The organism is Aminipila luticellarii, from assembly GCF_004103735.1.
In the GTDB taxonomy this organism is placed as follows: domain Bacteria; phylum Bacillota; class Clostridia; order Peptostreptococcales; family Anaerovoracaceae; genus Aminipila; species Aminipila luticellarii.
This window is the reverse complement of the sequence record NZ_CP035281.1, coordinates 2,087,329-2,099,783: the sequence shown is the minus strand read 5'-3', so window position 1 is coordinate 2,099,783 and position 12,455 is coordinate 2,087,329. Positions and strand designations below refer to the sequence as shown.

Sequence of the window (12,455 nt, the reverse complement as noted above, 5' to 3'; positions counted from 1 at the left end):
AAACGCCCTTCGAAAGGAGAGCAGATAGTATGAAAGAAAAAAAGATAGTTGCTAATAATAAGAAGGCAAGACATGAGTATTTTATAGAGGATGTTTATGAAGCCGGAATTGTTCTTACCGGAACAGAAATCAAATCGATTCGAAAGGGTAAGATCAATATTAAAGAGAGCTATGCGAAGCTTGAGGGTGGTGAGCTGGTCATTTATGGAATGCATATAAGCCCCTATGAACAGGGAAACCGATTTAATGTAGATCCGATCAGACCCAGAAAATTACTGCTCCATAAACAGGAAATACGCAAACTGATTGGGTTAACTACGCTAAAAGGGTTGACTTTGGTTCCCTTGAATGTGTATATCAATCAGCAGGGCAGAGCGAAGATGGAATTGGCTGTGGCCAGAGGAAAGAAAAACTATGATAAGCGGGAAGATATGGCCAAAAAAGACGCAGATCGAAAAATGCAGCAGGCTGTCAGGCGGGAATCTAAAACGTATTAGAAGGTGGGGACATATCCATGAGAAAAATTAAGCTGATACCAGATGCTCCTTTTTATACAAATTGCGACATTTCAATCGTTGATGTAACAGACGATCCTGAAAAGAAGCGATGCAAGATAAAAGTAGAATACGCAGAATCCGACGTGGAGCAGATGAAAAAAAGAGGATGCTCTTCAAAGGAAGAGGTGTTAGAAGGCTATAAAGACTTGATCTATGACGTTGTAAAGTTTTATATCGCAGACGATTGGGAGTGCGTGGGCGGTTACGGTTCGGTACTTGAAATAATAGGCGAGAAAATAAAGCAGTATTTTTAGCAGAAATGTATGTTAAATTTTATATAAATTTTTATGTAAAATTCATGTTGCTTTTGAACATTTATTGTGTATAATTAGTATGAATATAAATAAAACAGAATAGCTTAGCGCATAATAATCCATATAAGTTACATGTTGATCCGAAAAGAAATGAGGGTGACTATGAAAGAGTTATTGGATTGTGCAGATCGATATATGAAAAAAGTCGACTGGAAGGATAGGGTTCTGATGCAAGTAGCATTATGCTCTATGGGCGTGATGATTGGAACCTCTGCTTCCGATAAAGCGAAAAAACCGGTACGGTTTGGTGCTAAGTTTTTATTTGTTACAACCTGTGTCCCACTGGCAATTAAAACAGCTTCTGTATTTCTGGAAGTGAAGCCGGAATGTAAGAAGATCTATTGAATGTGGGGATGTAAAGGTTTCGACGGGGGTGTAGAAGCCTGATAAGCGAGCCGCAGTTTGCCAAGTCTGCGTTAAAAATGGCACGTTAAATATAAACGCTAAAAATAATAACAATTACGCATTAGCTGCATAGTTCAGCGCCGCGCACAGCGGTAGCGTCGTCGGCCTGCATTCACCCGTAGGTGCAGAATCCGGCGTCGACATACGGGAAAACTCTGTGTGAGCTCCTAGTAGCACGGAGGACTTATAGGATAGCTAATTTAAGAGCCTGCCAACGGGCGCTTAAAGAGGCGAAGCAATAAAACATTGGCTGCGCTCGGAGAAATTCATGTGGAAATGCTTTCGGACAGGAGTTCGACTCTCCTCATCTCCACCACAAAACCGTTGAAATTTCAACGGTTATTTTTTTAGAAATGCCATTTGTCGTAAAATTGTCGTAAAAATTATTTTTGGTTGATGAGTTTTGAGAAATAATCATCCATCTTTTGTGCGGCTTCCTGATCAGAATTATTGAAGATATGAGTATAAGTATTTCTGGTCGTGGATAGCTGACTGTGTCCTAATCTTTTACTGATTTGTATTTCACTTACGCCCAGATAATCCAGGATAGATGTGTGAGTATGTCTTAGTTGATGAAAGGTAATTTTCCTAAGGCCTTCCCGCTTTATGAAATTTGGGAACCATCTGTTTATGTTTCTCGGGAAAATTGGCTCCCCAAATTCATTGACAAAAACATAGCCTGAATTATTCCATTTTGAGCCCAGTCTGATTTTTTCTTTCTTCTGGTACAATTGATACTCTTTCAGTAGATTTATACATAATACCGGTACAGAAATTGTTCGCTGGCTTTTTTTAGTTTTAGGTGAATCTTCAACAACTCCAAATCCGTGCACATAAGATCTGTTTCTTTCAACAGTCAGGCTTTTCTCACCCCAGTAAATGTCTTCCCATTTTAATCCGCATATTTCACTTGCTCTCAAGCCGGTAAACAGGTCCAGCATGACAGCTACTTTGTAGGTCAGTTCATCGTTGCTGAGAGCCATGATTTTATCAATTAGAATAAATACTTCATCCCTATTATAAAAATCGGCCTCTGCGGGTCTCAGCGGCTTCAATGTCACATCTTCACAGGGATTAGCAGATATAAGCTGCCATTTTTTCACTGTGGTAAATATAGTGCGTAAAAGCGAAAAAGCACAATGGACACTTTTGTTAGAAAGTCCGCTTTCATACAGATCATTAATCCATTGCTGCAGCTGCAGCACAGTAATCTTATTTGCCTTCTTTTTTCCTATGTATGGCTTGATCTGATTTTTAATTAGTACAGCATACTTGCTATAAGTGGATGCTTTTACGCTGTGCTTGGCATGCTCTTTCATGTAAAGGTCGCAAAGCTGACTTATGGTAAGCGTACTTTCTTTGGCATAGTTGCCAGCCTCACAATCGGTATAAAATTTAGCGAGTGCTTTATCTGCTTCCCTAGGTGATTTGCAATGCACCGTTTTATTATACCTGATTGGCTTACCGGTATAGTCCGCGCCTATGCATACTTCCAAAAGATAAGAATCTTTACCTCTCTTTCTATAAGTTCCTGGCATGTCATTACCTCCTTTGTATTGATTTGGGGTACAAAAATACCCTTAAATGCTTGTGCTTTAAGGGCGGTAATGATACAATATGCTTGCGAGACATGGGTTGTATCATTACAACCTATATACATTAGCTCCCAGAGATGGGGGCTTTTGTTTTTTTTACGGTATAGTTTGTTCTTCTAATAGCTTAATCCAGTTCTCAGGGAACCCCATATGCTTTTCTTGTGCAAAAGGATATCTTTTAAAAAGCGAGATTAACTCCTTCTTGAAAGCGAGACGAAGCTTATTTGAGGGTAAAAGCTTATATATGGCAAATACAAAAGCAAATGGGGACATAGAATCAAACCTCCCTTGCATTTTCTTATCAAGCTTTACGGGGCATGAACGTATTTTCCTATTATAAAATCTGCTACCATGTGCGGATATATTTCTTGCAAGCACAGTAGCTTGCAACCAGTTTTCAACGTATTCTCGGTGAACTTTATAATACTTTTTTGAGATGTAAGTACGCTCATCTGTATGTAAATTTTTAAAGAGTTTAGATAAAACACCGAAGGTCGTCACTTCTATTGCCACCCAAAAGGGATAAACGCTGTTAAGATCTTTGCGATGATGGTCTATAAAAGTGTCATCTGACCGTGATATTTCACGATCTAATTCTTTCAGAAAAGAAGCATGTAAAAGCTTATTATCAAAGTTATCATTTAGTATATATCCTAATGGACCATATTTCTCCGAATGATGATATGAAATGTAAGTTCTAAAAGCAATTTCAATAAAAGATGTGTATTGCATGATTAAGCTTCGAAAGTTATCATCAAATAAATATAGCTCAACAATATTATCTAGGGTAATTTCATCATAGAAATGATTACTTTTTCGTAAAGTAAGCGAATATGCACTTAGTCGATAGTAATTAGTCGTGAGCAGAATATGCAAGGCTTGCTCTTCATCATCTATGATAAGCCCTCGTTCTTTTAAGATTTTCAATTGTTCTTCAATTGTTTTAAATTCTTTTGTTTTTCCTTCGTTTAACATAAAAACCTCAAAAACCAAAATACTCGCCATGTTACGCATATTACAAAAGCAATAGAGGCTCGGCGAGTTCCGTTGTACTTTATATTATGCCCCTAAACCTAATTTGTCAACCATATTCATTCACAAAAAGTGAAAATTTTCTACATTATTTTATACAATACTACTATAATATTGAACTTTTTTACTCCTTTATGAATGAATATTCATTTTAAATGTATATTATCCCACGTTATATTCTGCTTGTTCCTCTAACACCTTAATATCTTCATATCTATAAAAATGCCCTTGTCTGACATGCTCTACTTCGTGCCTAAAAGCATCTGCTTGACTATCATATGAGAGCCTGGAATTTAAATATATGTTATAGTCACCATTTTCATCAAGTACAGTGATCCCATCAACTTCGATCGGAAGATCTACCTTCCTGATTATCATTGAATCCAACCTTATCAATCTCCTTTTAAATATCATCTTCGTCTGAACTATGATTTCTAAACATTTCTATAATCTTAACCGCTTTTTCAACGTCTTCTTTTGTTGCACCCTTGGCCACTTTGAAAAGCATCTTCATCTCTGGCCGCTTGTGGAGCTCGTCCAGATATTGGGTGAGCTCGTCTTCTTTATCTAGCAATTTCGACTTATCTTCTATTAGATCGGACTTTTCGACGCCGAAATAGTTTGCTAACATTTCTATTTTATCAATGCGGGGGTATACATTGCCATTAGTCCAATCTGTGAAGGTTGAATATGGGAATCCTAGATCGTTGCAGATATCATTTCTTGCCTTGCCATTTAAATCCATATAATAGTTTAGATTTTTAGCGAATATTTCTTTATTTCCTAAATCACTCATTTTGGTACCTCCGACCATTTATTATTTAGATTATACGGCTTTATCGTAAAAAAATCAATTATTTTTTTATAAAATTACGAAATAATCGTTTACAAAACGATTTAGTCGTGATAAACTAAAGCTACAAAATATAAAAACGAGAGGAGGAAATTGTATGGGAGTGACCCTTAAAGCGGCTAGGATAAATGTTGGACTTACACAAGTCAAGGCCGCAAACTGTTTAAAGATCAGCAAGGATACGCTAAGCAACTATGAAAGGGGAGTATCATATCCTGATGTGCCCATTATTAAGCGCATGGAAGAAGTTTATAAGATAAAGTATGATGATATTATTTTTTTACCCAACAATAACGGTTAAACCGTAATAGGCATTTGCAAACATCAATAACTTTCACAGGCACCAATCAATAAAATCAACAGAAAGGAGGCATAGCCACATGGAAAACACAGTATTTGACAGCCACGAAACAGCAGTGTATTTACACATTCATTACGACACCGTGATTAAGAGCGCCCGCCGTGGCGAGATCCCGCACTTCAAGGTGGGAAGGAAGTTGCTGTTTAGAAAAGATAGTCTTGATGAATTTATCAGAAGGCAGGAAGAAGGTGCTTCGGCTGACCTACTAGCAGCACAGCCCTAAACGGCGCGGATCTCGGACGAGCAGAGAGGAGGTGAAAAGAAAATGAAAGAGTTACTTTTTAAAATTAAACAATTACTGCCATTAATGTATTGGAGCAAATACAAAGACGCCAACGGCAATAGTCAGATCGCAGTGTGGCGTCAGTGGTTTGGTAAGGTGGTATGGTCTAAACATTTTCAGACATATTAAGGCCTGTAAGTAGTACCACCACATTTTGGACATGGAGGAAGAGTATCTGTATTATCATCAAGAACTACAACCTGCCCACATGTTTTGCATACATATGTACCTTTTCCGGGTTTTTCTCCAGTCTTTGCCATAAAAGCACCTCCTTTCTAAGGAGATTATACAACAAAAAGTAAAATATTACCAATTATTCATAAATAGTTATTTTAACAAAAGGAGGAACATTATGAATAAGTATGGAAACAAGACCGGAATCCGTTATTCCAGAGCGAACAGTACCTTACACATCGTCTTTGGAAAATTCCATATAAAGGCGAACCTAAGGGCTCTTGTCATCGAGAATGCAAGAACCGGTAATGCAGCTTGGCTGTATGGATGGAGCGAATAAGGAGGAACATCATGAACACAGAAATTTTAAAAGTATCATCAAAGTCGAGCCCCAACGCTGTGGCCGGAGCACTGGCGGCAGTAGTAAGAGAAGGTAAGCCAGCAGAGGTACAAGCTATTGGAGCAGGAGCGGTAAACCAGGCAGTAAAGGCCGTAGCCATTGCAAGAGGATATGTGGCGCCGATAGGTATAGACCTGGTATGTGTGCCGGGGTTTAGAGACATCGAACTTGATGGAGAGCCGCGGACGGCCATGGTGCTATATGTGGGGAGGAGGTAAGTCTTGGGTGTGAACATATATCAACAGCTTATGGTAGAGACCGAGCAGATAAAGCAAGGAGACAAGATGCCAAATCGAGAGCTTTACAGGATATACGGTAAGGCTCAAATGGCTCGTCAGCTGGGAGCGTTAACGATCGAAGAGTTCATGACGCTAAATCATGAAATTATAGCAGAGGGAATAAATAATCCCAAGTATTTTTAGGAGGTAAAGAAAAATGAAAGCAACAGGAATCGTTAGAAGAGTGGATGATCTAGGCAGGGTGGTTTTGCCAAAGGAGCTTCGCAGGGTATTGGGAATCAAAGAAGGCGACCCGCTTGAAATATTCGTAGACAATGCTGGCGAGATTATTTTGAAAAAATATGATACCCGCCGGGAGGTAAGCGAGAAGATTTCAGACCTGATTGACTACATAGAGGAGACTCAGGATGCACCGGATCAGGAAGTTCTTAGTCTACTAAAACAGGCAAATGTAGTCGTAGGAGGTAAGAAGTAATTGAATACCAAGATTTTAAAGGCTTACATGGATAGCTGTATCCGGTTCGGCTGGATACCGACTTTTGAGGGGCTTAAGGCTTACAAAGAGCAGACCAATAAAGGGCTGCGGGAGTTGTGGGCATCATGATAGGAGGCGATTGTGTATGAGTGAATGGCAGGGAGATATCAAGATATATAAAAAAGGTCTTGAAAAAGTATTAAAGCCGTTACTCCGCAGAAGGACTGATTTAAAGGTTAAAAGTGAAGTAAGACAGCAAAGCAAGAAAATTATGATTGGTGGATTTGAATCTATCGATGATATACAGGATGCATTTGGATATGGAAGCATAAATGATGCAGAGCGCAGAAAGCTGACAGAACAGTTTGAGAAAAAACAAGAGCTTGCGTTAACTCCGACTACAGTGCTAGATGCAGAAATATTCACGCTGAACTGGATAATAAAAGCGCTTAAAGATGAATTGGAAAATTGTGAGTAAGGAGGTAGTTGTTTATGAAAGCATTAAGAAAAAGACCAGGTGAAGCTGCAGAAGAAATTCAAATTGATAATACCCTAGAGGCTCTTCAAAAAGAAGTAGGCGGATATATTGAGTCAGTTACCATCGCAACTGATCTGGTAATCCTTTGTGATGAGGAAGGACGTTTAAAGGGAAAGGCGCATAACTGTAACCTACTTGGAGTGGATTTTGTGGGTAGCATCATAGTGGCAGGAGTTAACGGTGATGAATTTTCTGATGTTCCAAAAGGAATTTTAGAATTATTGTTTAGAAAAGAAAAAGCACCTACCGAGGCGGCAACCTCAGACGTAAGTGCATTTACAAATAATCAAGTTAAGAGTACATCAGATTTCGGGAATTGTCAAGAATGACAAGCTGGGAACAAATGGCCAGAATGCATGGACACATATATTGCATGGCTAAAGAGTGTTGGTGCAGCAATGTTAATTGGCATGATGGTACATGCAGTGTTGGTACATGTAATAGAGAAAAAAGAGAGGTAAAGCGTATGTATTGTAAGTATATGGGGCTTATGTGCTCCCTTGTAGATAGTGAAGATGGAACCTGCGGGGCTGCGGGGAGATGCCCTTATGAAAGTGAGGATAAATAGGATGGGAAATGAAGTTGCAAAAAAAGAGAGAAATATAACAGATATGGTTTTAGGCAGAGTAAGTCAGCTTACATCGAGAGGGGAACTGATTACTCCTGCAGACTATTCACCTGAAAATGCTTTAAAATCTGCATGGCTGATCCTTCAGGAAGTAAAGGACCGCAATCAGAATTTAGCATTAAATACATGCAGTAAAGAAAGCATTTGTAATGCACTCCTTGATATGGTAGTGCAGGGATTAAGTCCTGCAAAGAAGCAATGCTATTTCGTGCCATACGGCAATCAGCTCCAGTTAAGCCGAAGCTATATGGGTACTGTAGCTGTAGCCAAGAGATTCAGTGATGTAAAAGATGTATTTGCTAATTGCATTTATGAGGGAGACTTATTTGAATATGAGATTGATGTGAACACTGGGAACAGGAAGATCGTTAAGCACACTCAGTCTTTTGAGAATATAGACATTACTAAGATCAGGGGAGCCTATGCGGTAGTGATCCGGGAGAATGCAGATAACTTTGTTGAGATTATGACCATGGAGCAGATTAGAAAAGCATGGGGTCAGGGTGCGACAAAAGGAAACAGCGGAGCCCATAAGAATTTTACCGAGGAAATGGCCAAAAAGACTGTAATCAACAGAGCTTGCAAAATGTTTGTCAATACTTCCGATGACTCCGCTATTTTGACAGAGGCATACAACAGAACTACTGAGTCTGACTATTCAAAAGAAGACAGGCTTATATATGATACGGACGCGGAGGTGATCGTTGACGTTGAGGATGCCAAGAAGATAGAGGAAATGAACGAAAATATCTTTGCCGGAACTCCTTTTGAAGATGAGCCTATAGAAGCGGGCGAAGATGAAGAAAGGGGCGAAACTGATGAAGCTAACCAGGGATAACTATTATACCAATGAAGCGGATAAAGAGTATTTGTCCTGTTCCCAGTATGATGCATTTATGGAGTGTGAGGCTAAAGCATTAGCCTCCCTTCAGGGCAGATTTCAGAGAAAGGAATCTGAAGCGTTCTTGGTGGGAAATTACTTTCATACCCATTTTGAGGGTGAAGAAGCACACCAGCAGTTTTGTCAGGAGCATTTTGGTGATATTTATAAGACAAAGACCACAAAGGCTAGAGGGTTAGAAGTCGTTGGGAAATATGCTCCTTTTGAACTGGCCGATAAGATGATCGCAACAGCAGAAAAGGATCCTGCCATAAAAAGGCTCATTGATATGCCGGGAGAAAACGAGAAGATCATCACTGGCAAGCTCTTTGGAGTTTATCCATGGAAGATAAGGCTTGACAAATATATACCAGATACAAGGATGATCATTGACTGGAAAACCGTTGCAAATATTTGGGAAACCGCATGGAATCCTGAGTATGGTAAAAGAGTGACATTTGTTGAGAACTATGGCTATCTGATGAGAGCTGCAGTCTACATGGAGATTGAAAAGCAGTTTACCGGGAAAAATGTGGACCCGTATTTCATATTGGTGTGCCTTTCCAAACAGGATCCGCCAGACAAAGAGATTGTTTGCCTAAATCACAGGCAGCGGCTAGACCTTGAACTGGATAAGTTATATGAGCGTATTGGACATATCCAGCGTATCAAAAGCGGGGAGATCAAGCCGAAACGGTGCGGCGTATGTGATTATTGCAGAGGCACCAAGAGGATTACCGGTGCGATAGAATACTTCAAGCTGGAGCCGGGACATCGTGATCCAAGGGTTGAGGATTATGCGCTTAACGGATAGGCATCGGGGGCCAGACTTCTGCCCTGACTGCGGAGAAAAGATCAAATGGGTGAGACTGATATCTGATATGTGGATTGCAGTGAATGAAGAGCCGGTACTTTTTATCCCGGGTGAGGGCAGGCGGTGGCTTGTAGAATATTTGAACTGGGATGCAGTGATTTTAAAAGACTGTTTGATATATGAGCCTTTTAAAGGCATGAACAGAACTAAGGTAAAAAAAGGTTATATGCCGCATGTATGGACTTGCGGAAAGTAAAGAATGTGGGAGGTGATAACTTTTGGCGCGACCAACTAAAGATGGAATTGATTACTTCCCTCTTGATGTGGGTTTCTTGCAAGATAAAAAAATAAAGCTGATTAAAGGTGAATTTGGAGCAAAAGGATTAATGGTAGCACTGCAAATCTTTTGTTCCATCTATGAAGAAAGAGGATACTTTACAACATGCGATGACGATGACTGCATTCTTATGGCGGAAGCTGTTGGGTGTGGTTGCGATCCAAACTTCATAAGGCAGGTAGTGCAGGGGTGCCTCCGACGTTCTTTGTTCGATCAAAGGATTTTTGAGGTGTTCGGTGTGCTGACCTCCCGGGGTATCCAGCGGAGATACTTAAGAGCATTAAGTACACGAGATAATATCAACATAGTAGAGGAATACTGGCTGCTGAACATCAATGATAAAGAGGATGTTCCGGCAAGTATTTCTAAAAAAATTACCTTCAAAAAGGTTTCTTTGCAAAATAACCCTGTTTCTTTACAAAAAAACGAAGTTAATTTACAAATTAATCCCCAAAGTAAAGTAAAGCAAAGTAAAGAAAAGAAAAGTAAAGTAAAGAATACATTTAAGCCTCCGGTTTTGCAGGAAGTGATCGCTTATGCAAAAGAAAGAGAAAGTCCTGTAGATCCAAAGCAATTTTATGACTTCTTTACTGCAGGGGATTGGCATGACAGTAATGGAAAACCGGTGAAGAGCTGGAAACAGAAGTTTATTACTTGGGAGAAATTTACAAAGAAAGGTGATGGAAATGGAGATAAAGAGCCTGCAAAACCTGAGGGAAATACACAAGCCTATGGAAATTACCTATGAGCAGCGATTGCAGCGATTTGTAGATAAGTTTAACGAAGAAGAAGGAGATCTGACGGACTATGATTGCAGAAAGTGCAGGAATAAAGGTGTGGTCGCTATCATAGAGGATGGAATTGAAAAGCACCGTGATTGCGAATGTATGGCGATAAGAAAATCTTTAAGGCTGATCAAGAAAAGCGGGCTCGGACATTTGCTGAAGATGTGCACTTTTGAATCGTATGATGCTGAAGAACCTTGGCAGCAGCAAATCAAAGAAAAAGCACAGGTCTTTATCAAGAGTAAGAATAAAGTATTTTTTATTGGTGGTCAGGTTGGAGCTGGAAAAACGCATATCTGTACAGCGATAGTAGGAAAGTTCCTGCAGACATCGAAAGCTGCCAGATATATGATGTGGCGTGATGTGTCAACAAGGCTAAAGGCGGTTGTAACAACAGATGAATACAGCAAGCAGCTGGATGATTTTAAGAGAGTAGAGATACTTTACATAGATGATTTATTTAAAACGGAGCAAGGGAAATTTCCTACAGCCGCAGATGTAAATATTGCATTTGAATTGCTCAATTATCGCTACAATAACGAATTAATAACCATCATTTCCAGTGAGAAAACAGTTGATGAAATATTGGAAATTGACGAGGCTTGTGGCAGCAGAATCGTTCAGAGAGCGGGAGAATTCTGCTTTAATATCAGCAAGGATACGTCAAAAAATATGAGATTAAAGGGAGGATTAAAAAAATGACAGATTTAAGATTATTTATAGATAATGAAGAGCGCGAAACTATTCCGCTTGAAAGTGCAACCTTCATGGTTGTTAAAAATGGAGACATGGGAGCTATCTGCTGCAGAGATAGACTTAGATATTTAAAGCTCGATGAAAAGCATGTGATCAGTCAGGGATACATAGAAACGATAAAGCAGCTCGCAGAAAGGTACAGCCCATATCTGTATCAGATCTGGCCCGAGCAGATATGCATTTGCATAGATGAGGCATGGGAGCCATCAGAGAAAGCCAATCCAAACAGCAGTTGGAAGATCGATATTCAGAAAGCCCCTTTGTGGCTCAGGCTGATTACAAATTTTGAGTACATGATAAAGATGAGACAGCACTGGATCGACAAGTGGAGCGAAGCGCAGCTAAACGCAGCCATCATGAGCCAGCTCCTTCGAATCAATCCAAAGGATGGAAACATCTATAAATACACAGAGGATTTCCACAGCCGTTTAGTTGCAACTTTCGGACTTGGTTATCTGGAACCGAACACTGTGATCCCGAACCTGCTTGGGGAGGAAGAGATAAAACTTCATGCGTTCAAGATAGCTTCTGGGCAGATCAGCATGGATGAGGTGATGGCAAATCAGGATGAAGGTGATGAAGGTGATGATGAAGAAGATGGAGAGTATTAATTTTACCATTCCTCTGGATCCAAAAACAAAAAAGAACAGTATGCAGCCCAGGCTTGCCCGAAATGGAAAGTTCCTTGGAATGATGCAAAGTGAAACTTATCAGAGATATGAGAGGGACTGCCTTAAGGCGATCCCTCCAAAAGTAAGGATACATATTGGGGAGCCGGTGAATATAAAAGCCATTTATTACAGGCAGACAAAGCGCAAAGTGGACATTACTAATTTGCATTCAGCCTTGCATGATGTATTGGTAAAGGCCGGAGTAATAGTGGATGATAATAGTCTGATTGTGATCGGTACTGATGGCAGCAGGGTGAAGTATGATAAAAACAATCCGAGAACGGAGGTATTTATAGAGCCGGCAATGGATGAAACTTGCCAGGTTGCTATGAAAATGGAGGAGGACTGGTAATCGTGA

25 protein-coding genes and 1 other RNA gene are annotated in these 12,455 nt (G+C 39.9%); 21 read left to right on the top strand and 5 right to left on the bottom strand.

Annotation, left to right across the window (positions count from 1 at the left end):
* Positions 1 to 29: 29 nt before the first annotated feature.
* From smpB to ssrA, 4 genes are all read left to right on the top strand, one after another.
* Positions 30 to 497 carry an SsrA-binding protein SmpB gene (smpB, locus tag EQM06_RS09790; RefSeq protein ID WP_128746262.1) on the top strand — a complete coding sequence of 156 codons (468 nt, stop codon included), beginning with the start codon at positions 30 to 32 and terminating at the stop codon, positions 495 to 497.
* A gap of 17 nt (positions 498 to 514) precedes the next feature.
* On the top strand, positions 515 to 811 hold the full coding sequence (locus EQM06_RS09785; protein ID WP_128746261.1) for a hypothetical protein: 297 nt from the start codon (positions 515 to 517) through the stop codon (positions 809 to 811).
* Positions 812 to 973: 162 nt separating this feature from the next.
* Positions 974 to 1,216 (top strand): permease of phosphate ABC transporter, encoded by a 243-nt coding sequence (locus EQM06_RS09780; RefSeq protein WP_128746260.1) that lies wholly within the window; start codon positions 974 to 976, stop codon positions 1,214 to 1,216.
* A 4-nt stretch (positions 1,217 to 1,220) separates the two neighbouring features.
* Positions 1,221 to 1,592: a transfer-messenger RNA gene (gene ssrA / locus EQM06_RS09775) on the top strand.
* A gap of 67 nt (positions 1,593 to 1,659) precedes the next feature.
* Here ssrA and EQM06_RS09770 read toward each other — a convergent pair.
* From EQM06_RS09770 to EQM06_RS09755, 4 genes are all read right to left on the bottom strand, one after another.
* Positions 1,660 to 2,814 carry a tyrosine-type recombinase/integrase gene (locus tag EQM06_RS09770; RefSeq protein ID WP_128746259.1) on the bottom strand — a complete coding sequence of 385 codons (1,155 nt, stop codon included), beginning with the start codon at positions 2,812 to 2,814 and terminating at the stop codon, positions 1,660 to 1,662.
* 153 nt (positions 2,815 to 2,967) lie between these two features.
* The gene (locus tag EQM06_RS09765; RefSeq protein ID WP_205666546.1) at positions 2,968 to 3,846 is read right to left on the bottom strand and encodes an Abi family protein; all 879 of its coding nucleotides are present in this window, start codon (positions 3,844 to 3,846) and stop codon (positions 2,968 to 2,970) included.
* A 219-nt stretch (positions 3,847 to 4,065) separates the two neighbouring features.
* A complete protein-coding gene (locus EQM06_RS09760; RefSeq protein ID WP_128746257.1) occupies positions 4,066 to 4,290 on the bottom strand; it encodes a hypothetical protein in 225 nt (74 codons plus the stop codon).
* A gap of 16 nt (positions 4,291 to 4,306) precedes the next feature.
* A complete protein-coding gene (locus EQM06_RS09755; RefSeq protein WP_128746256.1) occupies positions 4,307 to 4,699 on the bottom strand; it encodes a helix-turn-helix domain-containing protein in 393 nt (130 codons plus the stop codon).
* 154 nt (positions 4,700 to 4,853) lie between these two features.
* On the opposite strand from EQM06_RS09755, the gene EQM06_RS09750 reads away from it, so the two are divergent.
* The 3 genes from EQM06_RS09750 to EQM06_RS12905 all read left to right on the top strand — a co-directional run bounded on the left by EQM06_RS09750 (position 4,854) and on the right by EQM06_RS12905 (position 5,529).
* Positions 4,854 to 5,057 (top strand): helix-turn-helix transcriptional regulator, encoded by a 204-nt coding sequence (locus EQM06_RS09750; protein WP_128746255.1) that lies wholly within the window; start codon positions 4,854 to 4,856, stop codon positions 5,055 to 5,057.
* 79 nt (positions 5,058 to 5,136) lie between these two features.
* A complete protein-coding gene (locus tag EQM06_RS09745) occupies positions 5,137 to 5,340 on the top strand; it encodes a helix-turn-helix domain-containing protein (RefSeq protein WP_128746254.1) in 204 nt (67 codons plus the stop codon).
* Between the two features lie 42 nt (positions 5,341 to 5,382).
* On the top strand, positions 5,383 to 5,529 hold the full coding sequence (locus EQM06_RS12905; RefSeq protein WP_164914426.1) for a hypothetical protein: 147 nt from the start codon (positions 5,383 to 5,385) through the stop codon (positions 5,527 to 5,529).
* Here the strand turns inward: EQM06_RS12905 and EQM06_RS09740 are convergent.
* Positions 5,526 to 5,660 carry a zinc ribbon-containing protein gene (locus EQM06_RS09740; RefSeq protein ID WP_128746253.1) on the bottom strand — a complete coding sequence of 45 codons (135 nt, stop codon included), beginning with the start codon at positions 5,658 to 5,660 and terminating at the stop codon, positions 5,526 to 5,528. The two genes, EQM06_RS12905 and EQM06_RS09740, sit on opposite strands and share 4 nt — an antisense overlap.
* 92 nt (positions 5,661 to 5,752) lie before the next feature.
* Here EQM06_RS09740 and EQM06_RS12900 point away from each other — a divergent pair, with 92 nt between their 5' ends.
* The 14 genes from EQM06_RS12900 (at position 5,753) to EQM06_RS09680 (ending at position 12,449) form a co-directional block, all read left to right on the top strand.
* On the top strand, positions 5,753 to 5,914 hold the full coding sequence (locus EQM06_RS12900; RefSeq protein WP_164914425.1) for a hypothetical protein: 162 nt from the start codon (positions 5,753 to 5,755) through the stop codon (positions 5,912 to 5,914).
* Between the two features lie 11 nt (positions 5,915 to 5,925).
* On the top strand, positions 5,926 to 6,192 hold the full coding sequence (locus EQM06_RS09735) for a stage V sporulation protein S (RefSeq protein ID WP_128746252.1): 267 nt from the start codon (positions 5,926 to 5,928) through the stop codon (positions 6,190 to 6,192).
* 9 nt (positions 6,193 to 6,201) lie between these two features.
* Positions 6,202 to 6,396: a hypothetical protein gene (locus tag EQM06_RS09730; protein ID WP_128746251.1), complete on the top strand. Its 195-nt coding sequence runs from the start codon at positions 6,202 to 6,204 to the stop codon at positions 6,394 to 6,396.
* 13 nt (positions 6,397 to 6,409) lie between these two features.
* A complete protein-coding gene (locus EQM06_RS13560) occupies positions 6,410 to 6,688 on the top strand; it encodes an AbrB/MazE/SpoVT family DNA-binding domain-containing protein (protein WP_164914424.1) in 279 nt (92 codons plus the stop codon).
* A complete protein-coding gene (locus tag EQM06_RS13270; protein WP_269140031.1) occupies positions 6,689 to 6,817 on the top strand; it encodes a hypothetical protein in 129 nt (42 codons plus the stop codon).
* Positions 6,818 to 6,833: 16 nt separating this feature from the next.
* Complete coding sequence (locus EQM06_RS09720; protein ID WP_128746250.1) at positions 6,834 to 7,166, top strand: hypothetical protein; 333 nt, start codon at positions 6,834 to 6,836, stop codon at positions 7,164 to 7,166.
* Positions 7,167 to 7,180: 14 nt separating this feature from the next.
* Complete coding sequence (locus EQM06_RS09715) at positions 7,181 to 7,555, top strand: DUF3846 domain-containing protein (protein ID WP_128746249.1); 375 nt, start codon at positions 7,181 to 7,183, stop codon at positions 7,553 to 7,555.
* A gap of 219 nt (positions 7,556 to 7,774) precedes the next feature.
* On the top strand, positions 7,775 to 8,692 hold the full coding sequence (locus EQM06_RS09710; protein ID WP_230974953.1) for a recombinase RecT: 918 nt from the start codon (positions 7,775 to 7,777) through the stop codon (positions 8,690 to 8,692).
* Positions 8,673 to 9,548, top strand: a complete 876-nt coding sequence (locus EQM06_RS09705; RefSeq protein ID WP_164914423.1) for a PD-(D/E)XK nuclease-like domain-containing protein — start codon at positions 8,673 to 8,675, stop codon at positions 9,546 to 9,548. The genes EQM06_RS09710 and EQM06_RS09705 overlap by 20 nt, the downstream gene beginning before the upstream one ends.
* Positions 9,532 to 9,804: a hypothetical protein gene (locus EQM06_RS09700; protein WP_128746247.1), complete on the top strand. Its 273-nt coding sequence runs from the start codon at positions 9,532 to 9,534 to the stop codon at positions 9,802 to 9,804. Before EQM06_RS09705 ends, EQM06_RS09700 begins: the two co-directional genes overlap by 17 nt.
* A gap of 22 nt (positions 9,805 to 9,826) precedes the next feature.
* Positions 9,827 to 10,633: a DUF4373 domain-containing protein gene (locus tag EQM06_RS09695; RefSeq protein WP_128746246.1), complete on the top strand. Its 807-nt coding sequence runs from the start codon at positions 9,827 to 9,829 to the stop codon at positions 10,631 to 10,633.
* Positions 10,617 to 11,372 (top strand): ATP-binding protein, encoded by a 756-nt coding sequence (locus EQM06_RS09690; protein ID WP_164914421.1) that lies wholly within the window; start codon positions 10,617 to 10,619, stop codon positions 11,370 to 11,372. Before EQM06_RS09695 ends, EQM06_RS09690 begins: the two co-directional genes overlap by 17 nt.
* Positions 11,369 to 12,037 carry a hypothetical protein gene (locus EQM06_RS09685; RefSeq protein ID WP_128746244.1) on the top strand — a complete coding sequence of 223 codons (669 nt, stop codon included), beginning with the start codon at positions 11,369 to 11,371 and terminating at the stop codon, positions 12,035 to 12,037. The genes EQM06_RS09690 and EQM06_RS09685 overlap by 4 nt, the downstream gene beginning before the upstream one ends.
* Entirely contained in the window at positions 12,012 to 12,449 is a 438-nt protein-coding gene (locus EQM06_RS09680; RefSeq protein WP_205666545.1) for a RusA family crossover junction endodeoxyribonuclease, read from the top strand. Before EQM06_RS09685 ends, EQM06_RS09680 begins: the two co-directional genes overlap by 26 nt.
* Positions 12,450 to 12,455: the final 6 nt, after the last annotated feature.

What these genes read in the sequence shown, in the direction of transcription:
- smpB (WP_128746262.1), top strand. Translation starts at nt 30, where the DNA reads ATGAAAGAAAAAAAGATAGTTGCTAATAATAAGAAGGCAAGACATGAG.
- EQM06_RS09785 (WP_128746261.1), top strand. Translation starts at nt 515, where the DNA reads ATGAGAAAAATTAAGCTGATACCAGATGCTCCTTTTTATACAAATTGC.
- EQM06_RS09780 (WP_128746260.1), top strand. Translation starts at nt 974, where the DNA reads ATGAAAGAGTTATTGGATTGTGCAGATCGATATATGAAAAAAGTCGAC.
- EQM06_RS09770 (WP_128746259.1), bottom strand. Translation starts at nt 2,814, where the DNA reads ATGCCAGGAACTTATAGAAAGAGAGGTAAAGATTCTTATCTTTTGGAA.
- EQM06_RS09765 (WP_205666546.1), bottom strand. Translation starts at nt 3,846, where the DNA reads ATGTTAAACGAAGGAAAAACAAAAGAATTTAAAACAATTGAAGAACAA.
- EQM06_RS09755 (WP_128746256.1), bottom strand. Translation starts at nt 4,699, where the DNA reads ATGAGTGATTTAGGAAATAAAGAAATATTCGCTAAAAATCTAAACTAT.
- EQM06_RS09750 (WP_128746255.1), top strand. Translation starts at nt 4,854, where the DNA reads ATGGGAGTGACCCTTAAAGCGGCTAGGATAAATGTTGGACTTACACAA.
- EQM06_RS09745 (WP_128746254.1), top strand. Translation starts at nt 5,137, where the DNA reads ATGGAAAACACAGTATTTGACAGCCACGAAACAGCAGTGTATTTACAC.
- EQM06_RS12905 (WP_164914426.1), top strand. Translation starts at nt 5,383, where the DNA reads ATGAAAGAGTTACTTTTTAAAATTAAACAATTACTGCCATTAATGTAT.
- EQM06_RS09740 (WP_128746253.1), bottom strand. Translation starts at nt 5,660, where the DNA reads ATGGCAAAGACTGGAGAAAAACCCGGAAAAGGTACATATGTATGCAAA.
- EQM06_RS12900 (WP_164914425.1), top strand. Translation starts at nt 5,753, where the DNA reads ATGAATAAGTATGGAAACAAGACCGGAATCCGTTATTCCAGAGCGAAC.
- EQM06_RS09735 (WP_128746252.1), top strand. Translation starts at nt 5,926, where the DNA reads ATGAACACAGAAATTTTAAAAGTATCATCAAAGTCGAGCCCCAACGCT.
- EQM06_RS13560 (WP_164914424.1), top strand. Translation starts at nt 6,410, where the DNA reads ATGAAAGCAACAGGAATCGTTAGAAGAGTGGATGATCTAGGCAGGGTG.
- EQM06_RS09720 (WP_128746250.1), top strand. Translation starts at nt 6,834, where the DNA reads ATGAGTGAATGGCAGGGAGATATCAAGATATATAAAAAAGGTCTTGAA.
- EQM06_RS09715 (WP_128746249.1), top strand. Translation starts at nt 7,181, where the DNA reads ATGAAAGCATTAAGAAAAAGACCAGGTGAAGCTGCAGAAGAAATTCAA.
- EQM06_RS09710 (WP_230974953.1), top strand. Translation starts at nt 7,775, where the DNA reads ATGAAAGTGAGGATAAATAGGATGGGAAATGAAGTTGCAAAAAAAGAG.
- EQM06_RS09705 (WP_164914423.1), top strand. Translation starts at nt 8,673, where the DNA reads ATGAAGCTAACCAGGGATAACTATTATACCAATGAAGCGGATAAAGAG.
- EQM06_RS09700 (WP_128746247.1), top strand. Translation starts at nt 9,532, where the DNA reads ATGCGCTTAACGGATAGGCATCGGGGGCCAGACTTCTGCCCTGACTGC.
- EQM06_RS09690 (WP_164914421.1), top strand. Translation starts at nt 10,617, where the DNA reads ATGGAAATTACCTATGAGCAGCGATTGCAGCGATTTGTAGATAAGTTT.
- EQM06_RS09685 (WP_128746244.1), top strand. Translation starts at nt 11,369, where the DNA reads ATGACAGATTTAAGATTATTTATAGATAATGAAGAGCGCGAAACTATT.
- EQM06_RS09680 (WP_205666545.1), top strand. Translation starts at nt 12,012, where the DNA reads ATGATGAAGAAGATGGAGAGTATTAATTTTACCATTCCTCTGGATCCA.